Raw genomic sequence first — 24,739 nt, 5'->3', positions numbered from 1 at the left:
AACGGGAAGACCGTGACGATCGCCGACTCCGCCAACCCGAACATGGCCTCCTACCGGATCAGCGTCGACAACCTCGCCGACTGGATCGCCACCCGCGGCTACTCGGCCTCCTGAGCACGATGAACAACACGAAGGGCCCGACCCCCCACCCGGGGTCGGGCCCTTCGGCAACCTCACCGCCCGCTCCCCACGAGCCGACGCACCGACACCACCACGGCCGGCCCACCACGGGCCGGCCGTTGTCGTCTCGGCACCCGGAGCCGGGTGCGGGTCAGCCGCCGGAGTCGTCCAGTTCGGCGCCGTCGGGCGGGCTGTCGTCGTCCCGGCTGGCCAGCCAGCCGTCCGGCAGGAAGACCTTGCCCGGGGAGTTGGTCCGGCCGCGGGGCTGACCGAGGGTCTCCACCGGGAACGGTACGGCCGGGTCGAGCTTGCCGAGCAGGTCGTCGAGCTGGGCCAGGCTGTCGATCATCGCCAGCGACCGGCGCAGCTCGCTGCCGATCGGGAAGCCCTTGAGGTACCAGGCGACATGCTTACGGAAGTCGGTGCAGCCGTCCCGCTCGCCGCGGGCCGGGTTGCGGGCGCCGGCCACGAACTGGTCGACCAGCAGCTCGGCGTGGCGCCGCATGGTGACCGCCACCTCGCCCAGGGTCGGCAGCCGCCGCTCGGACCGGCCGTTAAAGGCGGCCTCCAGGTCGGCGAAGAGCCAGGGTCGGCCCAGGCAGCCACGCCCGATCACCACGCCGTCCACCCCGGTGTGGGCGACCATCCGCAGCGCGTCGTCGGCCTCCCAGATGTCGCCGTTGCCGAGCACCGGCACGTCGAGTGCCTGCTTCAGGGTGGCGATGGCGTCCCAGTCGGCGGTGCCCGAGTAGCGTTGCGCGGCCGTACGCCCGTGCAGGGCGACCGCGGCGACTCCGGCGTCCTGGGCGGCGAGCCCGGCCTCGACGTACGTCAGGTGGTCGTCGTCGATGCCCTTGCGCATCTTGATGGTGACCGGCACCCCGGCGGGTGACGCGGCGTCCACCGCGGCCTTGACCAGGCGGGCGAAGAGCCGGCGTCGCCACGGCAGGGCCGACCCGCCACCCCGCCGGGTGACCTTCGGGACGGGGCAGCCGAAGTTGAGGTCGATGTGGTCGGCGAGGTCCCGCTCGACCACGATCCGCACGGCGGCGGCGGTGATCTCGGGGTCGGTGCCGTAGAGCTGGAGGCTGCGCGGCTGCTCCTCGGCGCCGAAGGCGATCATGCGCAGCGTCTTCGGGTTGCGCTCCACCAGTGCCCGGGTGGTGATCATCTCGCAGACGTAGATGCCGCCGCCCTGCTCCCGGCACAGCCGGCGGAAGCCGACGTTGGTGATCCCGGCCATCGGCGCGAGCACCACCGGCGGCCACACCTGGTGTCGCCCGAGGGTCAACGGGCGCAGCGCGGGCAGGGTCGGGGCGGTCACCGCACAAGTGTACGGGGCCCCGACCGGCGCGGTCGGGGCCCCGTTACCAGCTCAGCAGCCGGGCAGGCGCTCGATCAGGTAGCGCTCGACCTGGTCCAGCGAGATGCGCTCCTGGGCCATGGTGTCCCGGTTCCGCACGGTCACCGCGTTGTCCTCGAGGGTGTCGAAGTCGACCGTCACGCAGAACGGCGTGCCGATCTCGTCCTGGCGGCGGTAGCGGCGGCCGATCGCCTGCGAGTCGTCGAACTCGACCACCCAGCGCTTGCGCAGGTCCGCGGCGAGCTGCTTGGCCTTCGGCGAGAGCGCCTCGTTGCGGGACAGCGGCAGCACCGCCACCTTGACCGGGGACAGCCGCGGGTCGAAGCGCATCACGGTGCGCTTGTCCACGCCGCCCTTGGTGTTCGGGGCCTCGTCCTCGTCGTACGCCTCGAGCAGGAAGGCGAGCACCGCGCGGGTCAGGCCGGCGGCCGGCTCGATCACGTACGGAATCCAGCGCTCCTGCTTGGTCTGGTCGAAGTACGACAGGTCGACGCCGGAGTGCTTGCTGTGCGTCGACAGGTCGAAGTCGGTGCGGTTGGCGATGCCCTCCAGCTCGGCGAACTCGCTGCCGCCGAACTGGAACCGGTACTCGATGTCGACGGTGCGCTTCGAGTAGTGGGAGAGCTTCTCCTTGGGGTGCTCGTAGAAGCGCAGGTTGTTCTCCGACAGGCCGAGGTCGAGGTACCAGTTCCAGCGCTCCTGGAGCCAGTACTCGTGCCACTGCTCGTCGGTGCCCGGCTCGACGAAGAACTCCATCTCCATCTGCTCGAACTCGCGGGTCCGGAAGATGAAGTTGCCGGGGGTGATCTCGTTGCGGAACGACTTGCCGGTCTGCGCGATGCCGAACGGCGGCTTCTTGCGGGCGACCGTCTCCACGTTCTTGTAGTTGACGAAGATGCCCTGGGCGGTCTCCGGGCGCAGGTAGTGCAGGCCCTCCTCGCTCTCCACCGGGCCCAGGTAGGTCTTCATCAGGCCGTTGAACATCTTCGGCTCGGTGAAGGTGCCCTTGTTGCCGCAGTTCGGGCAGTTGATCTCCGACAGCGAGGTCGGCGGCCGGCCCTGCTTGGCCTCGAACGCCTCCTCGAGGTGGTCGGCCCGGAACCGCTTGTGGCAGGACTGGCACTCGGTCAGCGGGTCGACGAACTCGGCGATGTGACCGGAGGCCTCCCAGACCTGGCGGGCCAGGATGACCGCGGAGTCCAGGCCGACGACGTCGTCCCGCTGCTGGACCATGGTCTTCCACCACTGCCGGCGGACGTTCTCCTTGAGTTCCACGCCGAGCGGACCGTAGTCCCACGCCGACCGGGTGCCCCCGTAGATCTCACTGGAGGGGAAGACGAAGCCCCGGCGCTTGGCGAGGCTGACGACGGCGTCGATACGGTCGGCTGGCATGTTTCCTCCTACGCCGGCTGGCGGTCGGCGGGGGTGTGGTGGATGGAACCGGACGGTCCGGGACAACGGTACGACCACCGCGGTCCCCAAGCCCAGCAGAATACCGGGGCAGGGTCAGCTCACCCCGCAGACCTCCACGGCACCCGTCTGCTGGTCCGGCGCCAGCGTCACCGTCTGGGCCTCCCGCTTGCCACCGGCCAGGGTCACGTCCACCGGCACGGTCAGCGTCTGGGTGTCGACCTTGCCCACCCGGTAGCCGGAGATCTGCGGCTCGGTGGCCACCCGCTGCTCGAACTCCGACCGGGATTCGCGGCGGTGGGCGTCGTCGCAGAGCTGGTCGTACGCCTTGGACCAGTTCTTCTGCACCAGCGCCCGGTAGTAGTTGTCGGTCACCGCGCGGCCCTGTTCCTCGACGGCCTGCACGTTGCTGACCGCCAGCCCGACGACGGCGGCGCCGCCCCCACCGCAGCAGAGCAGCACGGCGAGCGCGCCGACGCCGAGGCCCAGCCAGAGCCGGGCCCGGCCCCCCTCGGTGGGCGGAGCGGCGAACGGCGGGGCGACCCCCGGGCCCGCCGGCGGCGTGGGGACGCCGGGCTCGGCTGGCGGGCCCGGTACCGGCGGCGCGGCGGACGGCACGGGGTGCGGGGGTGGGGCGGCCGGTCCGGGAGCGGTCATACGCGCCAGGGTAGTGCCCCCGGCCTCAGCGGTAAGGACCTGCGGCCCGATCACTGGCGACGACGACGATCTCGCCCTCGGGCGCGGCGCTGGCCAACGTCTCGTACGCCGAGGGCTCGTCGAGGGACTGGGCCAGCAGCGGCACGGCGGTGACCTTGACGTCGAAGCCGCCGAGCGCCCGCCGGTACGCCCCGACGGACTCCCACTCGGTGAGCAGGCACCAGTGCGTCGGGTCGTCCAGCGCCCGCAGCAGTTCCCCGCGCAGGTAGCCGGGGCGGGCGGCGAGGGCGGCGAGCGCCGCGTGCGCCCGCTCGGTGAAGTCGGCCGCGACATCGGTGTCCACCACGAACCGGTTGGTGACCAGCACCCGGGTCCTCCTCGTAGAGTCTGTGGCATGCAGCGTACGCAGCGTCCCCTTCCGGCCCGGCTCAACCCGACCGCGGTGTTCCTGGCCACGCTGGTCCTGGTGCTGGTCGCCCTGTTCGCGCCCGGCCCGGTCGGCGGCGTCCTGCTGCTCGCCCTTGCTGGGGGCCTGATCTGGCTGATGAGCGTCACCTGGCCGGTGCAACGGCCGGGGACCCGGGTGCTGCGGCTCGTGATCTTGACGCTGTTGCTCGCGGTCGCCCTGGCCAAGCTGCTCTGACATGCAATCATGCGTTTTTGACAATCAATTTCGTTATCGCGGACAGTTGGTCACATGACCATCCGCACCGCCTCGCACGCCCTCGCCGCCACCGCCGCCGCCCTGCTCGCCCTGGGCGGCGTCGCCGCCTGCTCGGACGGCGGTGGCGGCGGGAACGACCCGGAACGGGTCGACGTGGTGGCCGCCTTCTACCCGCTCCAGTTCCTCGCCGAGCAGATCGGCGGCGACGCGGTCAAGGTCACCAACCTCACCAAGCCCGGCGCCGAGCCGCACGACCTGGAGCTCAACCCGCGCCAGGTCGGCCAGGTCAGCGACGCGGAGCTGATCGTCTTCCTCGCCGGCTTCCAGCCGGCCGTCGACGAGGCGGTCCAGCAGAACGGCGGTGACCGGACGTTCGACGTGGCCACCGTGCAGCCGCTGCGCGACGCGGCGGCCGGCGGGCACCAGCACGAGGGCGAGGACGGGCACCCGGAGGAGAGCGGCGGGAAGGACCCGCACGTGTGGCTCGACCCGACCCGGCTGGCCACCATCGGCGACCGGCTCGCCGAGCGGCTCGGCAAGGCCGACCCGGACCACGCCGCCGACTTCACCGCCCGGGCGAAGACCCTGCACGCCACGCTGGAACAGCTCGACGCCGACTACGCCGCGGGCCTGAAGACCTGCCAGCGCCGGGAGATGGTGACCAGCCACACCGCGTTCGGCTACCTGGCCGAGCGCTACCAGCTCGAGCAGATCGGCCTCACCGGCCTGACCCCGGAGAGCGAGCCCTCCCCGCAGCGCCTCGCCGAGGTGGCGAAGGAGGCCCGGGAACACGGCGCCACCACCATCTTCTTCGAGACGCTGGTCAGCCCGAAGGTCGCCGAGACCATCGCCCGCGAGGTCGGGGCGAAGACCGCCGTGCTCGACCCGATCGAGGGCCCGCCCGCCGAGGGCGACTACCTCACGGCGATGCGGGCCAACCTCCAGACCCTGCGTACCGCCCTGGCCTGCGCATGAGCGAGCGTCAGCGAGCGAATCATCAGTGCAGTGCCGTGGTGCCTCATGGTGGCGCCGAACGGAGCGAGGTGACGACATGAGCGAGCGAAACCATCAGCCCCGCGCCGGTGTGCCTCATGCCCGGCGCCGACCGAAGCGAGGCGACGACATGAGCGCATCACCGGTCATCCAGATCGAGCATGCCGCCGTCGGCTACGACGGCCGCCCCGTGCTGCGGGACGTCTCGCTGGCCGTCGCCGCCGGTGAGGTGGTCGCGGTGCTCGGCGCCAACGGCACCGGCAAGTCGACCCTGATCCGCGCCGTGCTCGGCCTCGTCCCGCTCAGCGCCGGGTCGGTCGCCCTCTTCGGCACCCCGCAGCGCCGTTTCCGGCAGTGGCACCGCATCGGGTACGTCCCGCAGCGGCTCGGCGCGGGCGGCGGCGTACCGGCCACGGTGGCCGAGGTGGTCGCGTCCGGCCGGCTGGCCCGCCGGGGCCTGCTGCGCCCGCCGGGACGGGCCGACCGGGAGGCGGTCGCCGCGGCGCTGCGCGCGGTCGGGCTCGCCGACCGGGCGGGTGACCCGGTCGCCACCCTGTCCGGGGGCCAGCAGCAGCGCACCCTGATCGCCCGGGCCCTCGCCGGCCGGCCGGAGCTGCTGGTGCTCGACGAGCCGACCGCCGGGGTGGACGCGGCCAGCCAGGCGGCGTTCGCCGGCGCGCTGCGCGGCTTCGTCGACGACGGCGGCACCGTGCTCCTGGTCGCCCACGAACTGGGGCCACTGCGCCCGCTGATCAGCCGGGCGGTCGTCGTGCACGAGGGCGGGATCGCCCACGACGGCCCCGTGCCGGAGCCGGCCGGCCACCACGCGGACCCTGACCACGAGCACGTGCACCCGCACTGCGACGAGGAGCCCGCCGGGCTGTGGAGCATGTGACATGGACCTCTTCCAGTACGACTTCATGCTGCGCGCCCTGGTCGGCGCGCTGGTCATCGGGCTGGCCGCCCCGGCGCTCGGCATCTACCTGGTGCAGCGGCGGCTGGCGCTGATCGGCGACGGCATCGGCCACGTGGCGCTCACCGGCGTGGGCGCCGGACTGCTGCTCAACCGCTCCCCCGTGCTGGTGGCGGTGATCGCGGCGACGCTGGGCGCGATCGCCATCGAGCTGGTCCGTTCGCGCGGCCGTACCTCCGGGGACCTGGCCTTGGCACTGCTCTTCTACGGCGGCATCGCCGGCGGCGTGCTGCTGGTCGGGCTCTCCGACGCCAGCAACGCGTCGCTCAACGCGTACCTCTTCGGGTCGCTGACCACGACGTCGCCCGGCGACCTGATCACCATCCTGGTGCTCGGCGCGGCCGTCCTGGTGGCCATGCTGGCGCTGCGCCCGGCGCTCTTCGCGGTCTGCCACGACGAGGAGTACGCCCGGGTCTCCGGCCTGCCGGTCCGGGCGCTCAACCTGCTGCTCGCGGTGACCACCGCGGTGACCGTGACCATCGCCATGCGGGCCGTCGGGGTGCTGCTGATCAGCGCGCTGATGGTGGTGCCGGTGGCCACCGCCCAGCAGGTGACCCGGGGCTTCCGGAGCACCATGACGGCGGCCATGGCGCTGGGGCTCTTCGCGGCCGGGGCCGGGATCTGGGTGGCCGCCACCGCCGACACCGCGCCCGGCGCCTCGGTGGTGCTGCTGGCCATCGGCTCGTTCCTGGTGGTCGCGCTCGTCGCGGCCGGCTGGCGGGCGCTGCGCCGGCGGGCCCGTCCGGCCGGCGCGCCGGTCGTCGAGCCGCACGAGCACGAGGTGGTGCTGCGGTGAGCCCGTCCGGGCCACCGCTGCTGGGATTGGTTACCGTTACGAGGTGACCGCCACACACGGATACGACGCCTTCGAGGGCGCGGGTGACCTGCTGCGCGCCCTGTCGGCGCCCATCCGGCTGGCGATCGTGAGCGAGCTGGCCCAGGGTGAGCGCTGCGTGCACGAGCTGGTGGAGAAGCTCGGCGCCCCGCAGCCGCTGGTCTCCCAGCACCTGCGGGTGCTGCGCGGCGCCGGGGTGGTCCGCGGCTCCCGACGCGGCCGGGAGATCGCGTACGCCCTGGTGGACGAGCACGTCGCGCACATCGTGGCGGACGCGGTCAGCCACGCCGGGGAGGGCCCGGCATGATCACGCGGGCCACCATCCCCGACGCCGACCAGCGGGAGGCGGCGGCATGACCGAGGGCGCGCAGCGCAGCACCCGGCAGCGGACCGCGGTGAGCGCGCTGCTGGCCGAGGTGGAGGGCTTCCACAGCGCGCAGGACCTGTACGCGATGCTGCGCGAGCGGGGCGAGCGGGTCGGCCTCACCACCGTCTACCGCACCTTGCAGGGGCTCGCCGACGCCGGAGAGATCGACGTGATGCGCCCGCCCGGCGGCGAGCACCTCTACCGTCGGTGCAGCCAGGGCCATCACCACCACCTGGTCTGCCGGGCCTGCGGGCGGACCGTGGAGGTGGCCGGGCCGGCGGTGGAGCGCTGGGCGGAACGGGTCGCCGCCGAGCACGGGTACGCCGAGGTCAGCCACACCCTGGAGATCTTCGGCACCTGCCCGGCCTGCGCCGGCTGACAATTCCGCCCGCGCGACGACTCCAGCTCGGCGCGTCTGGCGCCGCGCCGCGACCTGAAGCCGTCGGTGCCGGCGCCGCCGAGCCGTGGCACGCTGTCCGGCGTGAAGATCTACGCCGACCGTTTTCCGACCGCCCTCCGTCAGCTCCTCACCGATCTGCTCGTGGTCGTCTGGGTGTACGCGGCGATCCGCTTCGCGCTCTGGCTGCACGACCTGATCGAGAAGCTGGCCGTACCCGGACAGAAGCTGGAGGGGGCCGGCGGTGGCCTCGCCGACAACCTGGCCGACGCCGGCGGCAAGGTCGGCCGGGTCCCGCTGGTCGGGGACGAGCTGACCGCCCCCTTCACCAAGGCCGCCGAGGCCGCCCGGGCGGTCGCCGAGGCGGGCCGCGACCAGCAGGAACTGGTCGGCCAGCTGGCCCTCGGGCTGAGCATCGCGGTGCTCGTCTTCCCGCTCGGGCTCGTGCTCTTCGGCTGGCTGCCGCTGCGGGTGCGCTGGATGCGCCGGGCCGGCGCGGCGAAGGCCCTCGCCACCGCCCCCGCCGGCCGGGACCTGCTGGCGCTGCGCGCGCTCGCCGGCCAGCCGCTCGGCCGGCTGGCCCGCATCGCGCCGGACGTGGCCGAGGCGTGGCGCCGCGGCGACGACGCGACCGTCGACGCGCTCGCCGCGCTGGAGCTGCGCAGACTCGGTCTACGGACCGGCCGGTAGGGTGTTCCGGTGCTGTACTTCCTGATCGTCGTCGCCGTGCTGCTGCTCGCGTACGCGGGCGTCCTGGTGAGCTACGTCCGCAAGGGCCGCAAGATCCCGCCGGCCGCGTACCTGGTGCTGGCCGGGTTGAACGGGCTCATCCTGGCCGGCGTGCTGGCCTGGGCGATCGCCGCCTCCTGACCCCACCCGGGCACCGCCCGCTCCTGCGCAGATTCACGGAAAGTGGGGTCTCGCGGGGCGGCGAGGCCCCACTTTCCGTGAATCCGGCCGCATCAGGTCGCCGGCGGAGGCGGGGGCCGGCGCGGAACGGTCAGCCAGCGGGTGGGATGCGCCGGCGGACGTCCGGCGCGGTGGAGGGGCCGGGCTGCCAGCGGGCCACCCAGGGCCGGTCGGCCGGCGGCGTCACCACCCCCTCCTCCAGGGCGGCGTACCGGCCGGCGAGGATCCGCTTCGCGGCCGCCACGTCCACCGAGTCGGTGTTGGACCACAGCCCGGTGAACAGCTCGTCGACGCGCAGCCGGGCCTGCCGGCAGAACAGGTCGGCCAGCTCGACGTGCTCCGGGTGCTCCGCCCGCTCGGCGGTGGCCCGTACGCAGACCGCGGCCATCGCGAACAGCTCCGCGCCGATGTCCACCACCCGGCCGAGGAAGGCCTGCTTGCGCTCCATCTTTCCCTGCCAGCGGGACATCGCGTAGAAGGTGGCCCGGGCCAGCTTGCGCGAGGCGCGCTCGACATGCCGCAGATGGCCGGCGAGCGGGCCGAACTCGGCGTACGCCCGGGGTGCCTGACCCTTGCCGACGGCGAGGGTGGGCAGCCACTTCGCGTAGAAGACGCCGGCCCGGGCGCCCGCCTTCGCCTTGCGGCCCAGCCCGGCGTCGGGGTCGATGATGTCGCCGGCCACCGAGAGGTGCGCGTCGACCGCCTCCCGGGCGATCAGCAGGTGCATGATCTCCGTGGAGCCCTCGAAGATCCGGTTGATCCGCAGATCGCGCAGCAGCTGCTCGACCGCGGCCGGCCGCTCGCCCCGGGCGGCCAGGGACTCGGCCGTCTCGTAGCCGCGGCCACCCCGGATCTGGATCAGCTCGTCGGCGATCCTCCAGGCCATCTCGCTGCTGTAGAGCTTCACCAGCGCCGCCTCGATCCGGATGTCGTTGCGGTCGTCGTCGGCGAGCAGGCAGCAGAGGTCGAGCATGCTCTCCATGCCGTACGTGGTGGCGGCGATGAACGACAGCTTCTTGGCCACCGCCTCGTGCTCACCGACCGGCCGGCCCCACTGGACCCGGTCGGCGGCCCACTCCCGCGCCACGTTCAGCGACCACTTGCCGGCGCCCACGCACATGGCCGGCAGCGAGAGCCGCCCGGTGTTCAGCGTGGTCAGCGCGATCTTGAGGCCCTTGCCCTCGCCGCCGATCACATTCTCCTTGGGCACGAACACGTCGTGGAACCGGGTGAGGCTGTTCTCCAGGCCGCGCAGGCCCACGAAGGCGTTGCGCCGCTCGACCGTGATGCCCTCGCTGTCGCCGTCCACCACGAAGGCGGTGATGCCGCCGCGCCGCCCCTCGGCCGCCGGCACCCGCGCCATCACCACCAGCAGCGTGGCGACCGTGCCGTTGGTGGCCCAGAGCTTGACCCCGTTGAGCCGGTAACCCGTGCCGTCCTCGGTCGGCTCCGCGGTGGTCGCCAGCCGCGCCGGGTCGGAGCCGACGTCCGGCTCGGTGAGCAGGAACGCGGACACCTCACCGGCGGCCAGCCGGGGCAGGAAACGCTGCTTCTGCTCGGGCGTGCCGAACATCTTCAGCGGCTGCGGCACGCCGATCGACTGGTGCGCGGAGAGCAGCGCGCTGATCGCCGGGTTGACCGAGCCGGCCCGCATCAGCGCCCGGCAGTAGTGCAGGTTGCTCAGCCCGAGTCCGCCGTACTTCCGGTCGATCTTCATGCCGAAGGCGCCCAGCCGGGCCAGGCCGTGGAACACCTCGTCCGGGATGCGCGCGTCCCGCTCGATCGCCGCGCCGTCCACCTCGGAGTCCAGGTACGCCCCGAACGCGCCGAGGAACTCCTCGGCCCGCGCGACGTCCTCGGCTTTCGCGCGGGGCCACGGGTTGATCAGGCCGAGCCGGAACCGGCCGAGGAAGAGTTCCTTGCCGAAGCTGGGCCGGTCCCAGGCCGTCTCCCGGGCCGCCTCGGCAACCTGGCGGGCCTCCTTCTCGGAGACCTGGCCCGCCTCGGTGGGCAGCGGTCCCGCGCCGCCCGCCTGGTCGATCGCGGCGGCCGTGCCGGCCGGCGGTTCGGCGTCGTCGACGACGGGCTCTAGGTCGCGGCGCGGCGACAGACGCGCCGAGCTGGAGTCGTCGATGGGGGCCATCCGACCGGTCGGGCCCCCGGGCCCGGCGGGATCGGGCCGGCTGTTCTGTGTCGTGGTCACGGCTGCCTCCTGGAGACCTCGGTCCGGCTGCGTCGACGTGCTCGACGAGAACGACGCTACCCCCGGTTGTTACCCAGGGGTAGCCTTCGGTGCACGTCCGATTTGGCGGGACCGGCGCCAGTCAGTCGCCGGGCAGCACCACCGGGTCGTCGTCCTCGTCGTCGATGTCGCCGTCACCCCAGTTGCGCCGGGCGAACGGCAGGATCAGCCAGAAGACCAGGAACCACACCCCGGTCAGCGCGCTCAGCACCAGGGCGACTGGCCGGCTCAGCACGAAGTCGGTGATCAGCAGGACCGCGCTGACCATCGAGATCAGCATGAAGGCCAGCCCGCCGGTGGCCATCAGGTGGGCGTACCGCACCAGTTCCGGCTTGCGGCCCTGGCGGAACAGCGCCCGGTGGAAGGCGACCGGCGAGATGATCATCGCGGTGGCCGCGGCGGCGGCCAGCAGCGAGACGATGTAGACGTGCTTCTGGAAGCCGGTGGTCCGGGTGAAACCGTTGCTGAACGGCAGGGTGAGCAGGAAGGCGAAGAGGATCTGCACCCCGGTCTGCGCCACCCGCAGCTCCTGGAGCAGGTCGGCGAAGTTGCGCTGCCAACGCTGCTTCTCGGTTTCCTTGGACACCCGCTACCTCCAGGGAAGACGGTACTGCCGGCGAGGAGCCCCCGTCGGCAGCACGCCTGTGCCCGGTCCGCGCCGTCGCGAAACCGCTTCATGCACCCCGGCGGATCCGGCCGGCGTACCGGGCCTCCAGCTCGGCGTTGTGCTCGTCGCCGCCGGTGATGTTGGCCGACAGGTAGACCGGGGGCCGCTCCCCCGCCGCCAGCAGCCGGGCCACCACCTCCGCCACCAACTGCTGCGCCAGCAGCGCGGCGGTGATCGAGGAAACCGCGCCGACCGCGCCGCCGCCGGGCAGCGGCAGGGTGGCGTCGCCGTACGGGGCGCCGTTGTCGAGCACCACGTCGGCGAAGTCGGCCAGCTTGCGGCCGGACGGGTGGCGCGACGTCATCCGGGCGGAGTGCGCCGCCGAGGTGATCGCGATCAGCGCGTGCCCGCGTTCCTTGACGATGGACGCGAACTCCACCATCGCACCGTTCACCCCGGAGTTCGAGGCGAGCACGAAGACGTCCTGCGGGCGGATCGGGGCCAGCTCGTAGAGGCGGTGCGCCACCTCGGGCTCGCGTTCCAGCTTCGGGCCGAGCACGTCGACCGGCTCACCGCCGTACAGGACCAGGTCACGCAGGGCGATCCGGTTGGTGGGGACCAGCCCGCCGGCCCGGCCGGCGATCTCCATGGCCAGGGCCTCCGAGTGCCCGGTGCCGAACGCGTGGACCACCCCGTCGGCGCGCAGCGACTCGGCGATCAGGTCGGCGGCCCGGGCCACCCCCTCCCGCTGACCGGCGGCCACCCGGCCGATCGTCTCGGTCACCACCGCCAGGTACGCCTCGGCGCTCACCGTCATGCTTCCTCCGTCCGTCGGTTCCGGGCCAGCCAGTCCACCGCGAAGTCGACCGCCACCCGCTGCCTCATCAACCGGCCCGTCCCGTCGCCGACCGGCCCGAGCCCCACCGCACCGGTGGCCTCCAGGTCGGCGCCGAGCCGGGCGAAGTCCCCCTCATCGAGGACGATGTCCTCCCACCACACCCACTCGCGGCCACCGTCGCCGGTCAGCACGGCCCCGCCGCAGCGCTGCCGGGGCGGCGCCGGCTGCCGGTACTCGGCCAGGTGCAGCGACGTGTTGCTGTCGTGGCCCACACCGAGCAGCAGGACGTCGCCGTCCAGGTCGTAGAGGCGGGCCAGCGGGGAGCGCTCGCCCAGCATGCCGGCCAGCGCGTGGCCCGCGACGATCAGGTCGGCGGCCGGCCCGAGCGCGGCGAACGAGACGTACGGGTGGTCGCTGCGCCGGGCGCCCGGCCAGGTGCGGACCAGCTCGGCGAGGGCACCCATGAACCGGCTCGGCGTCACCGCCGGATCGAAGCCGGGCAGCTCGGCCCGGATGACCGGCCACCAGTCCTCGGGCACCGGCGGGTTCGACCAGCCCGCGGGGTCGCTGTTGTCCGGCGTGTGGGTGGGCACCACGACCGTCCCGTCCGGACCGAGCACGTCGCGCAGGGCGAGCAGCACCGCCTCGGGCCCGCCGCAGAGGAAACCCAGCGGGCCCAGCGCCGCGTGCACCAGCACGGTCCCGCCGGGGCGTACGCCGAGGGCGCGGAACTGGGCGGCGAGCGACGCGCGGGTATGCGGCCGGGCCGGTGCGGCGCCGGCGATCATCGGCCCACCCGGGCGAGGATCGCCGCGGCCAGCGGGGCGGGCGCCTCGTCCGGGATCCAGTGCGTCACGCCGGGCAACTCGACGAACCGGTAGTCGCCGGTCACGTGCGCGGCGCAGGACTCGGCCGCCGTCCGGCCGATCGCTATGTCCCGGTCGCTCCACACGAAGGTGGTCGGCACGTCCACCGGCCCGACGGCCTTCAGGTCCGCCCCGGTCATAGCCCGGTACCAGTTCAACGCGGCGGTCAACGCGGCCGGCTCGCGCATCGGGTCGGCGTAGCGGGCCACCCGCGCGCGGTCGCCCACCCCGCCGAGCATCCGGCGCAGCGCGGTGGCGTCGAGCGCGAGCAGCACCCGCTCCGCCTTGCCCGGCTTGCGGAACAGCGCGATGTACGCGGAGCGGGCCTTCTGCCGCGGGTCGGTGGCGAGCGCGTGGGCCATCGCCGCCGGATGCGGCACCGACACCGCGGTCAGGGTGCGGACCCGCTCCGGGTGCACCGCCGCCAGACCCCAGGCCACGATCGCCCCCCAGTCGTGCCCGACCACGTGCGCGGCCTTGACGCCGAGCGCGTCGAGCACGCCGGCCGCGTCCGCCACCAGCTCCGGGATCCGGTACGCCTCGACCGCCGCCGGCCGGGCACCCGGCGAGTAGCCGCGCTGGTCTAGCGCGTACGTGCGCAGCCCGGCGGCGTGCAGCGCGGGCACCACCCCGTCCCACTCGCCGCCGTGCTGCGGGAAGCCGTGCAGCAGCAGGACCGGGACGCCGTCCTCGGGACCGCCGGTGCGTACCTCGAACGTCAGACCTCGCGCGTCGACCCGCATGATCGGCAGCGTACCCAGCGGGCCGGCGCCGCCCGCCCTGCTGGGCCGGCGGTGGGGGCCGGTGCTAGCGTCTGCCGGAGACAACTTCACATCCGACAGGGGAGCGCACAGCGCTGAGAGTGCGGGCCGGTGCCCGCAGACCCTCGAACCTGATCTGGGTAATGCCAGCGCAGGGAGTTCGGTCAACCTCCAGCCGCGCCGTCGTCCGGGCATCCGGACGCGGCGTGCGTCTTCTCCTGGTTCACCCTCGACGAACTGGGAGCAGCCATGAACCACACCACCAACCGGTGGCGGACCATCGACATCGTCATCGCCTCCGTGATCGCGGTCGCCTTCGGCGTGATCTTCTGGGCCTGGGGCCTGGTCTGGAGCGCCACCGACGCCGCCTTCGCCTTCTTCCCGCCGGCGCAGACCCTCATCTACGGCGTCTGGCTGGTGCCGGCCGTCCTCGGCGGCCTGGTCATCCGCAAGCCGGGCGCCTCGCTGTACTGCGAACTGGTGGCGGCGATCGTCTCCGCGCTGCTGGGCAGCCAGTGGGGCGGCATCGTCATCGTGCAGGGCCTGATGCAGGGCGTCGGCGCCGAGCTGGCCTTCGCCGCCCTGCGGTACCGCTCGTACCGGCTGCCGGCCGCGCTGCTGGCCGGCGCGCTGACCGGCCTGACCGCGGCGATCTTCGACTTCGTCTACTGGAACAAGACCTACGAGCTGGTCAGCTACCGGATCCCGTACGCGCTGCTGACGATCGTGAGCGCCACCGTGATCGCCGGCGCCGGCGGCTGGTTCCTCACCCGCGCGCTGGCCAACACCGGCGTCCTCGACCGCTTCCCCGCCGGCCGCGAACGCGCCGCCGTCTGACCGCCGGGACCAGCGGGTTGATCATGAGGTTGGCGGCGATGTGGATCTCTGAAACTGCCGCCAACCTCATGATCGACAGTGCGGGGTGGGCCGGGAAGGGGGTGCGGGTGTGAGCGCGGTGGTGTTGCGGGGGTTCGGGTGGCGGCACGCGGGGCGGAAGGGGTGGGCCGTCCGGGGGGTGGACCTGCGCGTCGAGGCCGGGGAGCGGGTGCTGCTGCTGGGGGCGTCCGGCGCGGGCAAGAGCACGCTGCTGGCGGCGCTCGCCGGGCTGCTGCCCGAGGACAGCGGCGAGCAGGAGGGCACCATCGAGATCGACGGGCTGGACCCGCGCAAGGCCCGGGAACGGGTCGGCGTCGTCTTCCAGGACCCGGAGACCCAGTTGGTGATGGCCCGCTGCGGCGACGACGTCGCGTTCGGGCTGGAGAACCGGGGCGTACCCGCCGAGGAGATCTGGCCCCGGGTCGACGAGGCGCTGCGCCGGGTCGGCTTCCCGTACCACCGGGACCGGCCCACCGCCGCGCTGTCCGGCGGTGAGCAGCAGCGCCTCGCCCTCGCCGGAGCGCTCGCCCCGCGGCCCGGGCTGCTGCTGCTCGACGAACCCACCGCCAACCTCGACCCGGCCGGCGCCGCGCTGATCCGGCGGGCCGTCGCGGACGCGCTCGACGCCGACACCACGCTGATCCTGGTGGAGCACCGGGTCGCCGAGGCGCTCCCGCTGGTCGACCGGGTGGTCGTGCTGGAGGCCGGCGGCGGGGTGCGGGCCGACGGGCCGCCCGATGCGGTGTTCGCCGCGCACGGCGACGCGCTCGCCGCCGCCGGGGTCTGGGTGCCAGGTCGCACCGTGCCGCCCCGGCCCGCCACCGCGCCGCCCGGCGACCGGTTGCTCACCGCCGACCGGCTCGGCCTGCCGCCCCGGCTAGCCGCCGTCGACCTCGAGGTACGCGCCGGCGAGGCGCTCGCCGTCCTCGGCCCGAACGGCGCCGGCAAGTCCACCCTGGCCCTGCTTCTCGGCGGCCTGCTCCGCCCCGGCGCCGGTACGACCACCGCCACGGCCGCCCTGGCGGGGCGGGACGCCCGCACTCCCCCGCACCGCTGGCGCGCGCCCCTGCTGGCCCGGCGGATCGGCTCGGTCTTCCAGGACCCGGAACACCAGTTCGTCACCGGCAGCGTCTACGACGAGTTGGCGCTCGGCCCGCGCCGGACCGGCCAGCCCGAGGCGGCGGTACGGGCCACCGTGGACGGGCTGCTGGACCGGCTGCGGCTGACCCGGCTGGCCGGCGCCAACCCGTACACCCTCTCGGGTGGGGAGGCGCGGCGGCTGAGCGTGGCGACCGCCCTGGCCACCGCGCCCCGCCTGCTGATCTGCGACGAGCCCACCTTCGGACAGGACCGGCGGACCTGGGGGGAGCTGGTCGACCTCTTCGCCGAGCTGCGCGACGCCGGCCACGGCGTCGTCGCGGTCACCCACGACCCGGACTTCGTCGCCGCGCTCGCCGACCGGACCCTCACCCTGGAGCGGCCGTGATCAGCGTGGCACCGGTGGCCCGGCCCGGTGCGCCGCTGGCCCGCCGCAACCCGGTGGCGAAACTGGCCGCCGCGCTGGCCTTCTCGTTCGTCCTCATCGCCACCCTGGACCCGGTGGCCCCGGCGATCGCCATCGCCATCGAGCTGGCGGTGCTGCCGCTGTTCGGCATCCGCTACCGGATCCTCGCCCGGCGGGCGTGGCCGTTGCTGGCCAGCGCCGGCGGCATCCTGGTCACCCTGGTGCTGTTCGCCGCCGACCGGTCCGGCCGGGTGCTGGTCGAGGCCGGCCCGGTGGTGGTCACCGAGGGGGTGCTGGTCACCGCGCTGGGCCTGGTGCTGCGGACGCTCGCCGTGGCGCTGCCCGGGATCCTCGTCTTCGCCACCACCGACGCCACCGACCTGGCCGACGCGTTGATCCAGAACGCGAAGGCGCCGGCCCGGTTCGCCATCGGCGCGCTGGCCGCGTTCCGGCTGGTGCCGCTGCTGGAACAGGAATGGCGGATGATCAGCATGGCCCGGCGGGCCCGGGGCGTGGACGCCGGCCGCAACCCGGTCGCCAAGCTGCGGCTCTTCGTGTCGACGGCGTTCGCCCTGCTGGTCGGGGCGATCCGCCGGGGCACCCGGCTGGCCGTCGCGATGGACGCCCGTGGGTTCGACGCCGGCCTCCCGCGTACGGTGGCCCGGCGGCAGCGCTTCACCACCGCGGACGGCCTGCTGGTCGCGGGCGCGGCGGCGCTGGCCGGCGCGGCGCTGGCGGTCAGCGTCGCGCTCGGCACCTTCCGCCCGCTGATCGGCTAACCCCTCGGTCAGCGCCGGAGCTGCGCCACGCCGCTCTGGTACGCCAGCACCACCGCCTGCACCCGGTCCCGCACGCCGAGCTTGGCGAAGATGCGGTTCACGTGCGTCTTCACGGTCGCCTCGCCGACGAAGAGCTGCCCGGCGATCTCCCGGTTGGACAGGCCGAGCGCCATCATCCGCAACACCTCGGTCTCCCGGGCGGTCAGCTCCGCCAGGCCCGGGTGGCCGGCCACCGACGCCGTCGCGGTGTAGTGGTCGATCAGGCGACGGGTGATCGACGGGGAGAGCAGGGCGTCGCCCCGGGCCGCCGTACGCACCGCTTCGGCCAGCTCGCGGGGCGGAGTGGTCTTGAGCATGAAGCCGGAGGCGCCGGCGCGCAGCGCCCGGTAGACGTACTCGTCGAGGTCGAACGTGGTCAGCATGATGATGCGCGTCGCACTCCGCGCGGCCAGGATCCGCTCGGTCGCGGCGATCCCGTCCGTGGGCGTCATGTGGATGTCCATCAGCACCACGTCGGGCGCGAGCCGGGCCGCGAGCCGTACCGCCTCCTCGCCGTCGGCCGCGTCGGCGACGACCTCGAGGTCGGGCTGCGCGGTGAGGATCAGGCGGAGGCCGCCTCGCACCAATGCCTCGTCGTCGGCGATGAGGACCCGCGTCATCCGGTGGCCCCCGTCGGGGCGAGCGCGGCGGCGGACGCCTCGGCGTCGAAGGGCAGCTCCACCCGTACCTCGAAGCCGCCCTGGCGGCGCGGGGCCGCGCTGACCGTGCCACCGAACAGCTCCACCCGCTCCCGGATGCCCGTCAGGCCGTGCCCGGTGCCGGCGCCGCGCCGGGCGGGGCCCGTCCCGTCGTCCACGACATACAACCGGAGGGCGTCGCCGGCCACCTCGATAGAGACGCGGACCGTCGCGCCCGGCGCGTGCCGGGCGGCGTTGGTCAGCGATTCCTGGAGGATCCGGTACCCGCTGACGTCGGCGGCGGCGGGGATCGTGCCGAGGTCACCCGTGACGGTCACGTCGACCTGCCCGCCGGCGAGGCGCACCCCGGCGGTCAACGGATCGATCCGCCGCAGCGACGGCAGCCCCTCCGGAGCCGCCTCGGCACCGCGGAGGATGACGAGCAACCGGCGCAGCTCGGTAACCACCTCGCGTCCGACGTCCTGCACCGCGTCGAGTGACGCGCGGGCCTGCGCCGCGTCCGAGTCGAGCACGGCCTGCGCCGCGGCGGCCTGCAGCACCATCACCGACACCCCGTGCGAGACGATGTCGTGCAGTTCCCGGGCCACCCGCAGCCGCTCGTCCGTCCGGGCCGCCGCCTCCCGCTCGGCGGCCAGTGCGACCAGCCGGGCCGCCTGCGCACGCCGCATGCGCACGGCGTACCCGGGGCCCAGCACGGCGAGCCCGACGAACAGGATGAACACCCAGTCGGAGTCGCCGGCCGCCGCGTTCTCGATCCCGAGCGGGACGAAGTAGCTGAGCGCGGCGACCGCGGGAGCGGCCCGGCCGCCCACGGCGACACAACCGAAAGTGGCGGCGAGCAGCGCCAGCAGCGGCACGACCGGCCACTCCGGCAGCACGGGCGTGAAGCTCTGCGCGGTGAAGCAGGCGCCGGCCAGGACCGCGGCGGTTCGGGGATACGACGTGCAGCCGGCCACCGCCAGGCCGTAGCCCACCAGCAGCACGGTGAGCACGGCGAGCCAGCCGTCGGGAAGCGCAGCCAGGTCCGGCCCCTCCCCCTCGACGTAGCCTGCCAGCGGGACGTACAGCTCGGCCAGGCCGAACGCGAGCAGCGCGGTACCGGCCAGCGCGGTGGCCGCCTTGCGCCACCGGGCTCGGACATCGAGGGCGGCGGACATGCGGGAAGGGTAGCGACGGCGGGCAGGATTCCGCGTCCACCCACGGGTGTAGCGGCGGCCGCCGGCACTCCACCCGCGGATCAACTTCGCGGCCGACGACCTGCCCCGGGTGCGGCTCCTAGCGTCCCTCCCACGACTTCGGAAGGGAGATTTCTGATGGCTGACCGGACCGGGCCGAGGATGGGCCAACTCACGGCGGCCGCCCTGCTCACGGGCGGTGTGCTCTACGGCGTCGCGAACGCCTTCTACTGGGTGATGTTCCCCGACGACGTGTCGGAGACCGCCGGCAATGTCGGGGTGGCCGCCGGGAACCTGGGCGCGTGGCGGGTGGAGACCGTCCTGTTCGCCCTGGCCCATCTGCTGCTGCTGCCGGCGGCGCTCGGGCTCGCCGCCGTGCTCGGCCGGCGCAAGCCGGTGGTGGCGACCATCGGCGGTGCCGCCGCCCTGCTCGGCCTCTACTTCGCCACCGTCCACCTCTGGCACTACAACGCCTTCTTCGGGGCCCTCGCCGGCGGCGGGGTCGACGCCGACGCGGCCCGGCCGGTGACGAACGCCCTCGACGGGGATCCGTTCGTGATGGCTTCGTTCGCGGTGTGGCTGCTCGGCTGGCTGGTCGGCCTGCTGGTGCTCGCCTTCGGCGCCTGGCGGGCCCGCCTGGTGGCCCTCTGGGTGCCGCTGGTCCTCACCGCCGGGCAGGTGCTGGACCTGGTCACCGAGGGCGTCCCGCTCAAGGTCGCGGTGAGCGTGCTGATGGTGGCCGGCTTCGCCGGCCTGGCGCTCGGCGTCGCGCGGTCGCACGCCGCCGAGGCGCCGGCCGGGACGGCGACCCCGGCGACTGCTGCGGCTTGACCGGCGGGGGCGGGCGGCCGAGTGCCGCCCCGCCCCCGGACCGGCCGGCGCGGGCCGCCGTCACCGCCGCTTCGGCGAACTCGCGGCATCCGGCCAGCCGGGACACCGCAACATCGGCGAGGTGGCGTCACCGGCCGACCCGCCCGGGCCTCAGCTCCGCCGGAAGGCGTAGAACCGGGTCTGGCCGGCGCGTTGGCTGCGGCCGGCGAGACGAGGCTCCCGGCCGGCCGGCGGGCCGGCCTTCGGCGCCGGCGGGGTGTCGGCCGGCAGGCTCACCGGTGCCGGGGGCGCCACCGTCAGCGCCTCGAGGTCCGGTGGGGTCACGTCCGCAAGGGACGGTTTCGGCGCCGGCTTGCGGGACTTCTTCGGACTGCGCTTGGCGGGCATACGCTGCCTCCTGACTGTCGGGGCGCCGGGTGGGCGCGGCGAGCGGGCAAGCCCCGGCGGGTCCGACCAGGAGAGACACCGCGACGACGGCGGTGGCGGATGCGGACGCCCGGAGCGGGACGGATCCGCGCCGCGAACGGCGGCGGACCAGGGCTCGGAAGAAGGGCGTCAGTTACGCATGACAGCAGGCTAACCCACCGCCACCGCACCGCGCGCCCGATTTACTGGCACGATCGGCGGCATGCTGATCGCGTTCTCGATCACCCCGCTCGGCGTGGGTGAGTCCGTGGGCGACCTGGTCGCCGACGCCGTCCGGGTGGTCCGCGAATCCGGTCTGCCCAACCGGACCGACGCCATGTTCACCACCGTCGAGGGTGAGTGGGACGAGGTGATGGCGGTGGTGAAGCGGGCCGTCGACACCGTCGCCGCCCAGGCGCCCCGGGTCAGCCTGGTGCTCAAGGCGGACCTGCGCCCCGGGGTCACCGACGCGATGACCGCGAAGGTCGCCCACGTGGAAGCCCGCCTCGCCGAGGGCTGAGGACGGAGCGCCACCACGCCCGCACCCGGCGTCGAGGTACCGGCCCACGCCCGCATCGACCGCGATACGGTCGCAGCACGGGCAGCCCGACGAGAGGTGGCGGTACGCATGGCCGAGCAGGCGACGGCACAGATCGGCGTGACCGGCCTGGCGGTGATGGGCCGCAACCTGGCCCGGAACCTGGCCCGCAACGGCTTCACCGTGGCGGTGCACAACCGCTCGCCGCAGCGCACCCGCAGCCTCGTCGCCGAGCACGGCGACGAGGGCCGGTTCGTGCCGTCGGAGTCGCTGGCCGACTTCGTCGCCTCGCTGGAGCGCCCGCGCGCCGTGATCGTCATGGTGAAGGCGGGCGCGCCGACCGACGCGGTGATCGACGACCTGGTCCCGCTGCTGGAGGCGGGAGACATCGTCGTCGACTGCGGCAACGCCCACTTCGCCGACACCCGCCGCCGGGAGGAGGCGCTGCGCGGGCACGGGCTGCACTTCGTCGGCACCGGCGTCTCCGGCGGTGAGGAGGGCGCGCTGCACGGCCCGAGCATCATGCCGGGCGGCTCGGACGAGTCCTACCAGAAGCTCGGCCCGATCTTCGAGCGGATCGCCGCGCAGGTGGAGGGCACCCCGTGCTGCCGGCACATCGGCCCGGACGGCGCCGGCCACTTCGTCAAGATGGTCCACAACGGCATCGAGTACGCCGACATGCAGCTCATCGCCGAGGCGTACGACCTGCTGCGGGCCGGCCTGTCGGCGAACCCGGCGGAGCTCGCGGAGATCCTCCGCGAGTGGAACACGGGCGAGCTGGAGTCGTTCCTCATCGAGATCACCGCTGACGTGCTGGCGCACTCCGACGCGGCGACCGGCCGGCCCTTCGTCGACGTGGTGCTCGACCAGGCCGAGCAGAAGGGCACCGGCCGGTGGACCGTGCAGAGCGCCCTCGACCTCGGCGTCCCGATCACCGGCATCGCCGAGGCCACCTTCGCCCGGTCGCTGTCCGGCCACGCCGACCAGCGGGCCGCCGCCCGCCGGGCCTTCCCCGACGCGGGCGCGAAGTGGGAGGTCGACGACGGGGAGACCTTCGTCGAGGACGTGCGGCGCGCGCTGCTGGCCAGCAAGATCGTCGCGTACGCGCAGGGCTTCGACCACATCCGGGCCGGCAGCCGGGAGTACGACTGGGGCATCGACCTGCGCGGCACCGCGACCATCTGGCGGGGCGGCTGCATCATCCGGGCCCGCTTCCTCGATCGGATCCGCGAGGCGTACGACGCGCAGCCGGAGCTGCCGACGCTACTGGTGGCGCCGTGGTTCGCCGATCGGGTCAGCGCCGGGATCCCGGCCTGGCGGCGGGTGGTGGCCGACGCGGCCCGGGCGGGCGTGCCGACCCCGGCCTTCTCGTCGTCGCTGGCCTGGTTCGACGCGCTGCGCGCGGAGCGGCTGCCGGCGGCGCTGATCCAGGGGCTGCGGGACAACTTCGGGGCGCACACCTACCGCCGGGTGGACCGGGACGGCTCGTTCCACACCCGCTGGGCGGGAGACCGCTCCGAAGTGGAGGCCTGACCGCGGCTTGCTCCGCTCGAGGTGCCGCATGTCGCGCCGTCCGTCGGCTCTGCCGCCGTGACATGCCGCATCTCGTGGCGGCGCGGACGCTCACCAGGCCCGTTCGGTGGCGTCGGCAGGGGTGGGTGCCCAATCGGCGGCCGGTTCGCCCTGTGCCAGCTCGGCGATCTCGCCGGAGCGGACCGCCGGGGTGTGCCCGAGCTCGGCGCAGTACCGCTCGGCGACACCGGCGCAGAGGTCCGCGACCCGTTCCCGTTGTGCGGCGTCGACCAGGTCCGCACCGGCCAGCGCGGCCGTCATCTCGTACCGGAGATCCCGCATGCCCACCCCCGTGGCCGGGCGCGACCGGGCGGCGCGCCCTCGCGCCGATGGTATGCGCTGCGGCCGCGCCGCCCGCCGGAAACGTGTCGACGCCGCCCCAAACAGGGACGGCGTCGACCTCGGTCGTCACCAGAACCGACGGCGTTTCGCCTTCTGTGGCCGCAGCAGGTCGGCGCCCTTGGCGAGGAGTCGGCTCACTCCAGTCGGGCCGCGGCGGGCCTCCAGGGAGTGGCTCAGCCGGCGCGCGCCGGCCGCCGCCAGCGGGACGGCGACCGCCATGAGCGCCCACTGGGCGATCCGCTTCTGAATCATGTTGGTTCACCTCCGCGATCGGCTGCTGTCGAGGTGATACCCCGCGCGCCGCGTCGGTAAGCCTGCCCTCAGGTGACCGGGGCCACCGGGTTGGGCAGCGCGCCGCCGAAGCGGCGGTCCCGCTGGGCGTAGAGCTCGCAGGCGTACCAGAGGTGACGCCGGTCGAAGTCCGGCCAGAGGGTGTCCAGGAACACCAGTTCGGCGTACGCGCTCTGCCAGAGCAGGAAGTTGGAGGTGCGCTGCTCGCCGGAGGGGCGCAGGAAGAGGTCCACTTCGGGGACCTCCGGGTGGTAGAGGTACTTCGCGACGGTCTTCTCGTTGACCTTGCCCGGGTCGAGCCGGCCGGCGGCCACGTCGCGGGCGATCGCCGCGGCGGCGTCGGCGATCTCCGCCTGGCCGCCGTAGTTGACGCAGAACTGCAGGGTCAGCGTCGAGTTGCCCCGGGACATCTCCTCGGCGGTCTGCAGCTCGGAGATCACGCTCTTCCAGAGCCGCCCGGCCCGGCCCGACCACACCACCCGGACGCCCAGGTCGACCAACTGGTCCCGGCGGCGGCGGATGACGTCGCGGTTGAAGCCCATCAGGAAGCGGACCTCGTCCGGCGAGCGCCGCCAGTTCTCGGTGGAGAACGCGTACGCCGACAGGTAGGGGATGCCCAGCTCGATCGCGCCCTCGATGGTGTCGAAGAGGCTGTGCTCCCCCTGCTCGTGACCCTTGGTGCGGGGCAGCCCGCGCTCCTTGGCCCAGCGGCCGTTGCCGTCCATCACGATGGCGACGTGCTTCGGCAGGGCATCCGGGGGCAGCGCGGGCGGCCGGGCCCCGGACGGGTGCGGAGTCGGCGGCACCGGCTCGCGCCGGCCTGCCCTCATCGATCGGATCACTTACGTCTTCTCCCTGTTCACACCAGCGGCGGTGGGCCCGGCGCCGGTGCCCGGCGGGACCCCACCCGGCCCCGAGCCACCCCGCGGCGGGACCGTGCCGGAGGCCGGGCCACCCCGGTCGACCAGCGGCAGCGAGCGTAGCGCGCGCTCCAGGTGCCACTGGAGGTGCGCCGCGACAAGACCGCTGCACTCCCGGCGTACGCCGGTCTCGGTCGCGTCGGCGTACGTCCAGTCGCCGGTGGTCAGCGCGGACATCAGCGCGATCGTGGCCGGGGCGGGGTGGGCGGCGCCGGGCGGCCGGCAGTCCGGGCAGACCACTCCCCCCGCCGGTACGGAGAACGCCCGGTGCCGCCCCGGGGTGCCGCAGACGGCGCAGGCGGTCAGCGCCGGCGCCCAGCCGGCGAACGCCATCCCGCGCAGCAGGTAGGCGTCCAGCACCAGCGTGGTGGCGTGCTCGCCGGTGGCCAGCGAGCGCAGCGCGCCGAGGGTGAGCTGGAACAACCGCAGCGACGGTTCCCGCTCGATCGGGGTGAGCCGTTCCGCGGTCTCGGCGATCGCGCTGGCCGCCGTGTAGCGGGGGTAGTCGCCGAGGAACCGCTTGCCGTAGAGGTCGATCCCCTCGACCTGGCTGATGGTGTGCAGCGAGCTGCCCTGGTTGCCCTTGGGGTCGCCGGCGAGCTGGAGGTCGACGTGCCCGAACGGCTCCAGCCGGGCACCGAACCGGCTGGTGGTGCGCCGGACGCCCCGGGCCACCGCGCGCAGCCGGCCGTGCCGGCGGGTGAGCAGGGTGATGATCCGGTCGGATTCGCCCAGCTTCTGCACGCGCAGCACCACCGCGTCGTCGCGGTAGAGCTGTCGGCGGTACCCGGCCATCGGGTCATTCT

General features: G+C 73.9%; 30 protein-coding genes, 1 pseudogene and 1 riboswitch. Of the genes and pseudogenes, 15 read left to right on the top strand and 16 right to left on the bottom strand.

The window, feature by feature from the left end; translation table 11 throughout:
- Positions 1-114 (top strand): annotated as a pseudogene (locus tag ACY34I_RS25230) (C39 family peptidase); the annotation flags it as partial.
- A 157-nt stretch (positions 115-271) separates the two neighbouring features.
- Here the strand turns inward: ACY34I_RS25230 and dusB are convergent.
- The 4 genes from dusB to ACY34I_RS25210 all read right to left on the bottom strand — a co-directional run bounded on the left by dusB (position 272) and on the right by ACY34I_RS25210 (position 3,917).
- Positions 272-1,444 carry a tRNA dihydrouridine synthase DusB gene (dusB, locus tag ACY34I_RS25225; protein ID WP_462757495.1) on the bottom strand — a complete coding sequence of 391 codons (1,173 nt, stop codon included), beginning with the start codon at positions 1,442-1,444 and terminating at the stop codon, positions 272-274.
- A gap of 51 nt (positions 1,445-1,495) precedes the next feature.
- Positions 1,496-2,875, bottom strand: coding sequence for a glycine--tRNA ligase (locus ACY34I_RS25220; RefSeq protein ID WP_462757494.1), 1,380 nt, complete (start codon positions 2,873-2,875; stop codon positions 1,496-1,498).
- Positions 2,876-2,989: 114 nt separating this feature from the next.
- Positions 2,990-3,550: an Rv0361 family membrane protein gene (locus ACY34I_RS25215; protein ID WP_462757493.1), complete on the bottom strand. Its 561-nt coding sequence runs from the start codon at positions 3,548-3,550 to the stop codon at positions 2,990-2,992.
- 25 nt (positions 3,551-3,575) lie between these two features.
- Positions 3,576-3,917, bottom strand: a complete 342-nt coding sequence (locus ACY34I_RS25210) for an antibiotic biosynthesis monooxygenase family protein (protein WP_462757492.1) — start codon at positions 3,915-3,917, stop codon at positions 3,576-3,578.
- 27 nt (positions 3,918-3,944) lie between these two features.
- Between ACY34I_RS25210 and ACY34I_RS25205 the strand changes: the two genes are divergently transcribed.
- The 8 genes from ACY34I_RS25205 to ACY34I_RS25170 all read left to right on the top strand — a co-directional run bounded on the left by ACY34I_RS25205 (position 3,945) and on the right by ACY34I_RS25170 (position 8,649).
- The gene (locus ACY34I_RS25205) at positions 3,945-4,193 is read left to right on the top strand and encodes a DUF6703 family protein (protein WP_462757491.1); all 249 of its coding nucleotides are present in this window, start codon (positions 3,945-3,947) and stop codon (positions 4,191-4,193) included.
- A 54-nt stretch (positions 4,194-4,247) separates the two neighbouring features.
- Positions 4,248-5,189, top strand: coding sequence for a metal ABC transporter substrate-binding protein (locus ACY34I_RS25200; protein ID WP_462757490.1), 942 nt, complete (start codon positions 4,248-4,250; stop codon positions 5,187-5,189).
- Positions 5,190-5,337: 148 nt separating this feature from the next.
- A complete protein-coding gene (locus tag ACY34I_RS25195) occupies positions 5,338-6,102 on the top strand; it encodes a metal ABC transporter ATP-binding protein (RefSeq protein WP_462757489.1) in 765 nt (254 codons plus the stop codon).
- A 1-nt stretch (position 6,103) separates the two neighbouring features.
- Entirely contained in the window at positions 6,104-6,976 is an 873-nt protein-coding gene (locus ACY34I_RS25190) for a metal ABC transporter permease (protein ID WP_462757488.1), read from the top strand.
- 43 nt (positions 6,977-7,019) lie between these two features.
- Positions 7,020-7,322 (top strand): ArsR/SmtB family transcription factor, encoded by a 303-nt coding sequence (locus ACY34I_RS25185; RefSeq protein WP_148797262.1) that lies wholly within the window; start codon positions 7,020-7,022, stop codon positions 7,320-7,322.
- Positions 7,323-7,368: 46 nt separating this feature from the next.
- Positions 7,369-7,761 (top strand): Fur family transcriptional regulator, encoded by a 393-nt coding sequence (locus ACY34I_RS25180; RefSeq protein WP_148797265.1) that lies wholly within the window; start codon positions 7,369-7,371, stop codon positions 7,759-7,761.
- 102 nt (positions 7,762-7,863) lie between these two features.
- Positions 7,864-8,469 (top strand): hypothetical protein, encoded by a 606-nt coding sequence (locus ACY34I_RS25175; protein ID WP_462757487.1) that lies wholly within the window; start codon positions 7,864-7,866, stop codon positions 8,467-8,469.
- Positions 8,470-8,478: 9 nt separating this feature from the next.
- On the top strand, positions 8,479-8,649 hold the full coding sequence (locus tag ACY34I_RS25170; RefSeq protein WP_187413492.1) for a hypothetical protein: 171 nt from the start codon (positions 8,479-8,481) through the stop codon (positions 8,647-8,649).
- Positions 8,650-8,779: 130 nt separating this feature from the next.
- Here the strand turns inward: ACY34I_RS25170 and ACY34I_RS25165 are convergent, their stop codons facing one another.
- The 5 genes from ACY34I_RS25165 to ACY34I_RS25145 all read right to left on the bottom strand — a co-directional run bounded on the left by ACY34I_RS25165 (position 8,780) and on the right by ACY34I_RS25145 (position 13,984).
- On the bottom strand, positions 8,780-10,891 hold the full coding sequence (locus ACY34I_RS25165) for an acyl-CoA dehydrogenase family protein (RefSeq protein WP_462757486.1): 2,112 nt from the start codon (positions 10,889-10,891) through the stop codon (positions 8,780-8,782).
- Between the two features lie 121 nt (positions 10,892-11,012).
- Positions 11,013-11,516 carry a DUF6328 family protein gene (locus tag ACY34I_RS25160; RefSeq protein WP_462757485.1) on the bottom strand — a complete coding sequence of 168 codons (504 nt, stop codon included), beginning with the start codon at positions 11,514-11,516 and terminating at the stop codon, positions 11,013-11,015.
- A gap of 88 nt (positions 11,517-11,604) precedes the next feature.
- Positions 11,605-12,354: a sugar isomerase domain-containing protein gene (locus ACY34I_RS25155; RefSeq protein ID WP_462757484.1), complete on the bottom strand. Its 750-nt coding sequence runs from the start codon at positions 12,352-12,354 to the stop codon at positions 11,605-11,607.
- Positions 12,351-13,163, bottom strand: coding sequence for an AAC(3) family N-acetyltransferase (locus ACY34I_RS25150; RefSeq protein ID WP_462757483.1), 813 nt, complete (start codon positions 13,161-13,163; stop codon positions 12,351-12,353). The genes ACY34I_RS25155 and ACY34I_RS25150 overlap by 4 nt, the downstream gene beginning before the upstream one ends.
- Positions 13,160-13,984: an alpha/beta fold hydrolase gene (locus ACY34I_RS25145; RefSeq protein WP_462757482.1), complete on the bottom strand. Its 825-nt coding sequence runs from the start codon at positions 13,982-13,984 to the stop codon at positions 13,160-13,162. The genes ACY34I_RS25150 and ACY34I_RS25145 overlap by 4 nt, the downstream gene beginning before the upstream one ends.
- A gap of 87 nt (positions 13,985-14,071) precedes the next feature.
- A riboswitch (TPP riboswitch) is annotated at positions 14,072-14,178 on the top strand.
- Between the two features lie 73 nt (positions 14,179-14,251).
- Here ACY34I_RS25145 and ACY34I_RS25140 point away from each other — a divergent pair.
- The 3 genes from ACY34I_RS25140 (at position 14,252) to ACY34I_RS25130 (ending at position 17,161) form a co-directional block, all read left to right on the top strand.
- Positions 14,252-14,839, top strand: a complete 588-nt coding sequence (locus tag ACY34I_RS25140; RefSeq protein WP_462757481.1) for an ECF transporter S component — start codon at positions 14,252-14,254, stop codon at positions 14,837-14,839.
- A 109-nt stretch (positions 14,840-14,948) separates the two neighbouring features.
- Positions 14,949-16,364: an ABC transporter ATP-binding protein gene (locus ACY34I_RS25135; protein WP_462757480.1), complete on the top strand. Its 1,416-nt coding sequence runs from the start codon at positions 14,949-14,951 to the stop codon at positions 16,362-16,364.
- Entirely contained in the window at positions 16,361-17,161 is an 801-nt protein-coding gene (locus tag ACY34I_RS25130) for an energy-coupling factor transporter transmembrane component T family protein (RefSeq protein ID WP_462757479.1), read from the top strand. The genes ACY34I_RS25135 and ACY34I_RS25130 overlap by 4 nt, the downstream gene beginning before the upstream one ends.
- A gap of 8 nt (positions 17,162-17,169) precedes the next feature.
- Here ACY34I_RS25130 and ACY34I_RS25125 read toward each other — a convergent pair whose 3' ends face one another.
- Together ACY34I_RS25125 and ACY34I_RS25120 are read right to left on the bottom strand one after the other, a co-directional pair.
- Positions 17,170-17,820, bottom strand: coding sequence for a response regulator (locus ACY34I_RS25125; RefSeq protein ID WP_462757478.1), 651 nt, complete (start codon positions 17,818-17,820; stop codon positions 17,170-17,172).
- A complete protein-coding gene (locus ACY34I_RS25120; RefSeq protein ID WP_462757477.1) occupies positions 17,817-19,016 on the bottom strand; it encodes a sensor histidine kinase in 1,200 nt (399 codons plus the stop codon). The genes ACY34I_RS25125 and ACY34I_RS25120 overlap by 4 nt, the downstream gene beginning before the upstream one ends.
- 156 nt (positions 19,017-19,172) lie before the next feature.
- On the opposite strand from ACY34I_RS25120, the gene ACY34I_RS25115 reads away from it, so the two are divergent.
- Positions 19,173-19,865: a hypothetical protein gene (locus ACY34I_RS25115; protein ID WP_462757476.1), complete on the top strand. Its 693-nt coding sequence runs from the start codon at positions 19,173-19,175 to the stop codon at positions 19,863-19,865.
- 150 nt (positions 19,866-20,015) lie between these two features.
- Here ACY34I_RS25115 and ACY34I_RS25110 read toward each other — a convergent pair whose 3' ends face one another.
- Complete coding sequence (locus tag ACY34I_RS25110; RefSeq protein WP_462757475.1) at positions 20,016-20,252, bottom strand: hypothetical protein; 237 nt, start codon at positions 20,250-20,252, stop codon at positions 20,016-20,018.
- Between the two features lie 241 nt (positions 20,253-20,493).
- Here ACY34I_RS25110 and ACY34I_RS25105 point away from each other — a divergent pair, with 241 nt between their 5' ends.
- Together ACY34I_RS25105 and gndA are read left to right on the top strand one after the other, a co-directional pair.
- Entirely contained in the window at positions 20,494-20,790 is a 297-nt protein-coding gene (locus tag ACY34I_RS25105) for an MTH1187 family thiamine-binding protein (RefSeq protein WP_357341468.1), read from the top strand.
- Between the two features lie 108 nt (positions 20,791-20,898).
- The gene (gene gndA, locus ACY34I_RS25100) at positions 20,899-22,341 is read left to right on the top strand and encodes an NADP-dependent phosphogluconate dehydrogenase (RefSeq protein ID WP_462757474.1); all 1,443 of its coding nucleotides are present in this window, start codon (positions 20,899-20,901) and stop codon (positions 22,339-22,341) included.
- Between the two features lie 90 nt (positions 22,342-22,431).
- Here the strand turns inward: gndA and ACY34I_RS25095 are convergent, their stop codons facing one another.
- The 4 genes from ACY34I_RS25095 to recO all read right to left on the bottom strand — a co-directional run bounded on the left by ACY34I_RS25095 (position 22,432) and on the right by recO (position 24,728).
- Positions 22,432-22,662, bottom strand: coding sequence for a thioredoxin reductase (locus ACY34I_RS25095; protein WP_148797309.1), 231 nt, complete (start codon positions 22,660-22,662; stop codon positions 22,432-22,434).
- A gap of 126 nt (positions 22,663-22,788) precedes the next feature.
- Entirely contained in the window at positions 22,789-22,974 is a 186-nt protein-coding gene (locus tag ACY34I_RS25090) for a hypothetical protein (protein ID WP_462757473.1), read from the bottom strand.
- Positions 22,975-23,042: 68 nt separating this feature from the next.
- On the bottom strand, positions 23,043-23,843 hold the full coding sequence (locus tag ACY34I_RS25085; protein ID WP_462757472.1) for an isoprenyl transferase: 801 nt from the start codon (positions 23,841-23,843) through the stop codon (positions 23,043-23,045).
- 12 nt (positions 23,844-23,855) lie between these two features.
- Positions 23,856-24,728: a DNA repair protein RecO gene (recO, locus tag ACY34I_RS25080; RefSeq protein ID WP_462757471.1), complete on the bottom strand. Its 873-nt coding sequence runs from the start codon at positions 24,726-24,728 to the stop codon at positions 23,856-23,858.
- Between the last annotated feature and the right edge of the window lie 11 nt (positions 24,729-24,739).

The sequence above is a fragment of the Micromonospora sp. RTBAU3-60 genome, assembly GCF_054963695.1.
This window is presented reverse-complemented; position numbering and strand designations above follow the sequence as displayed.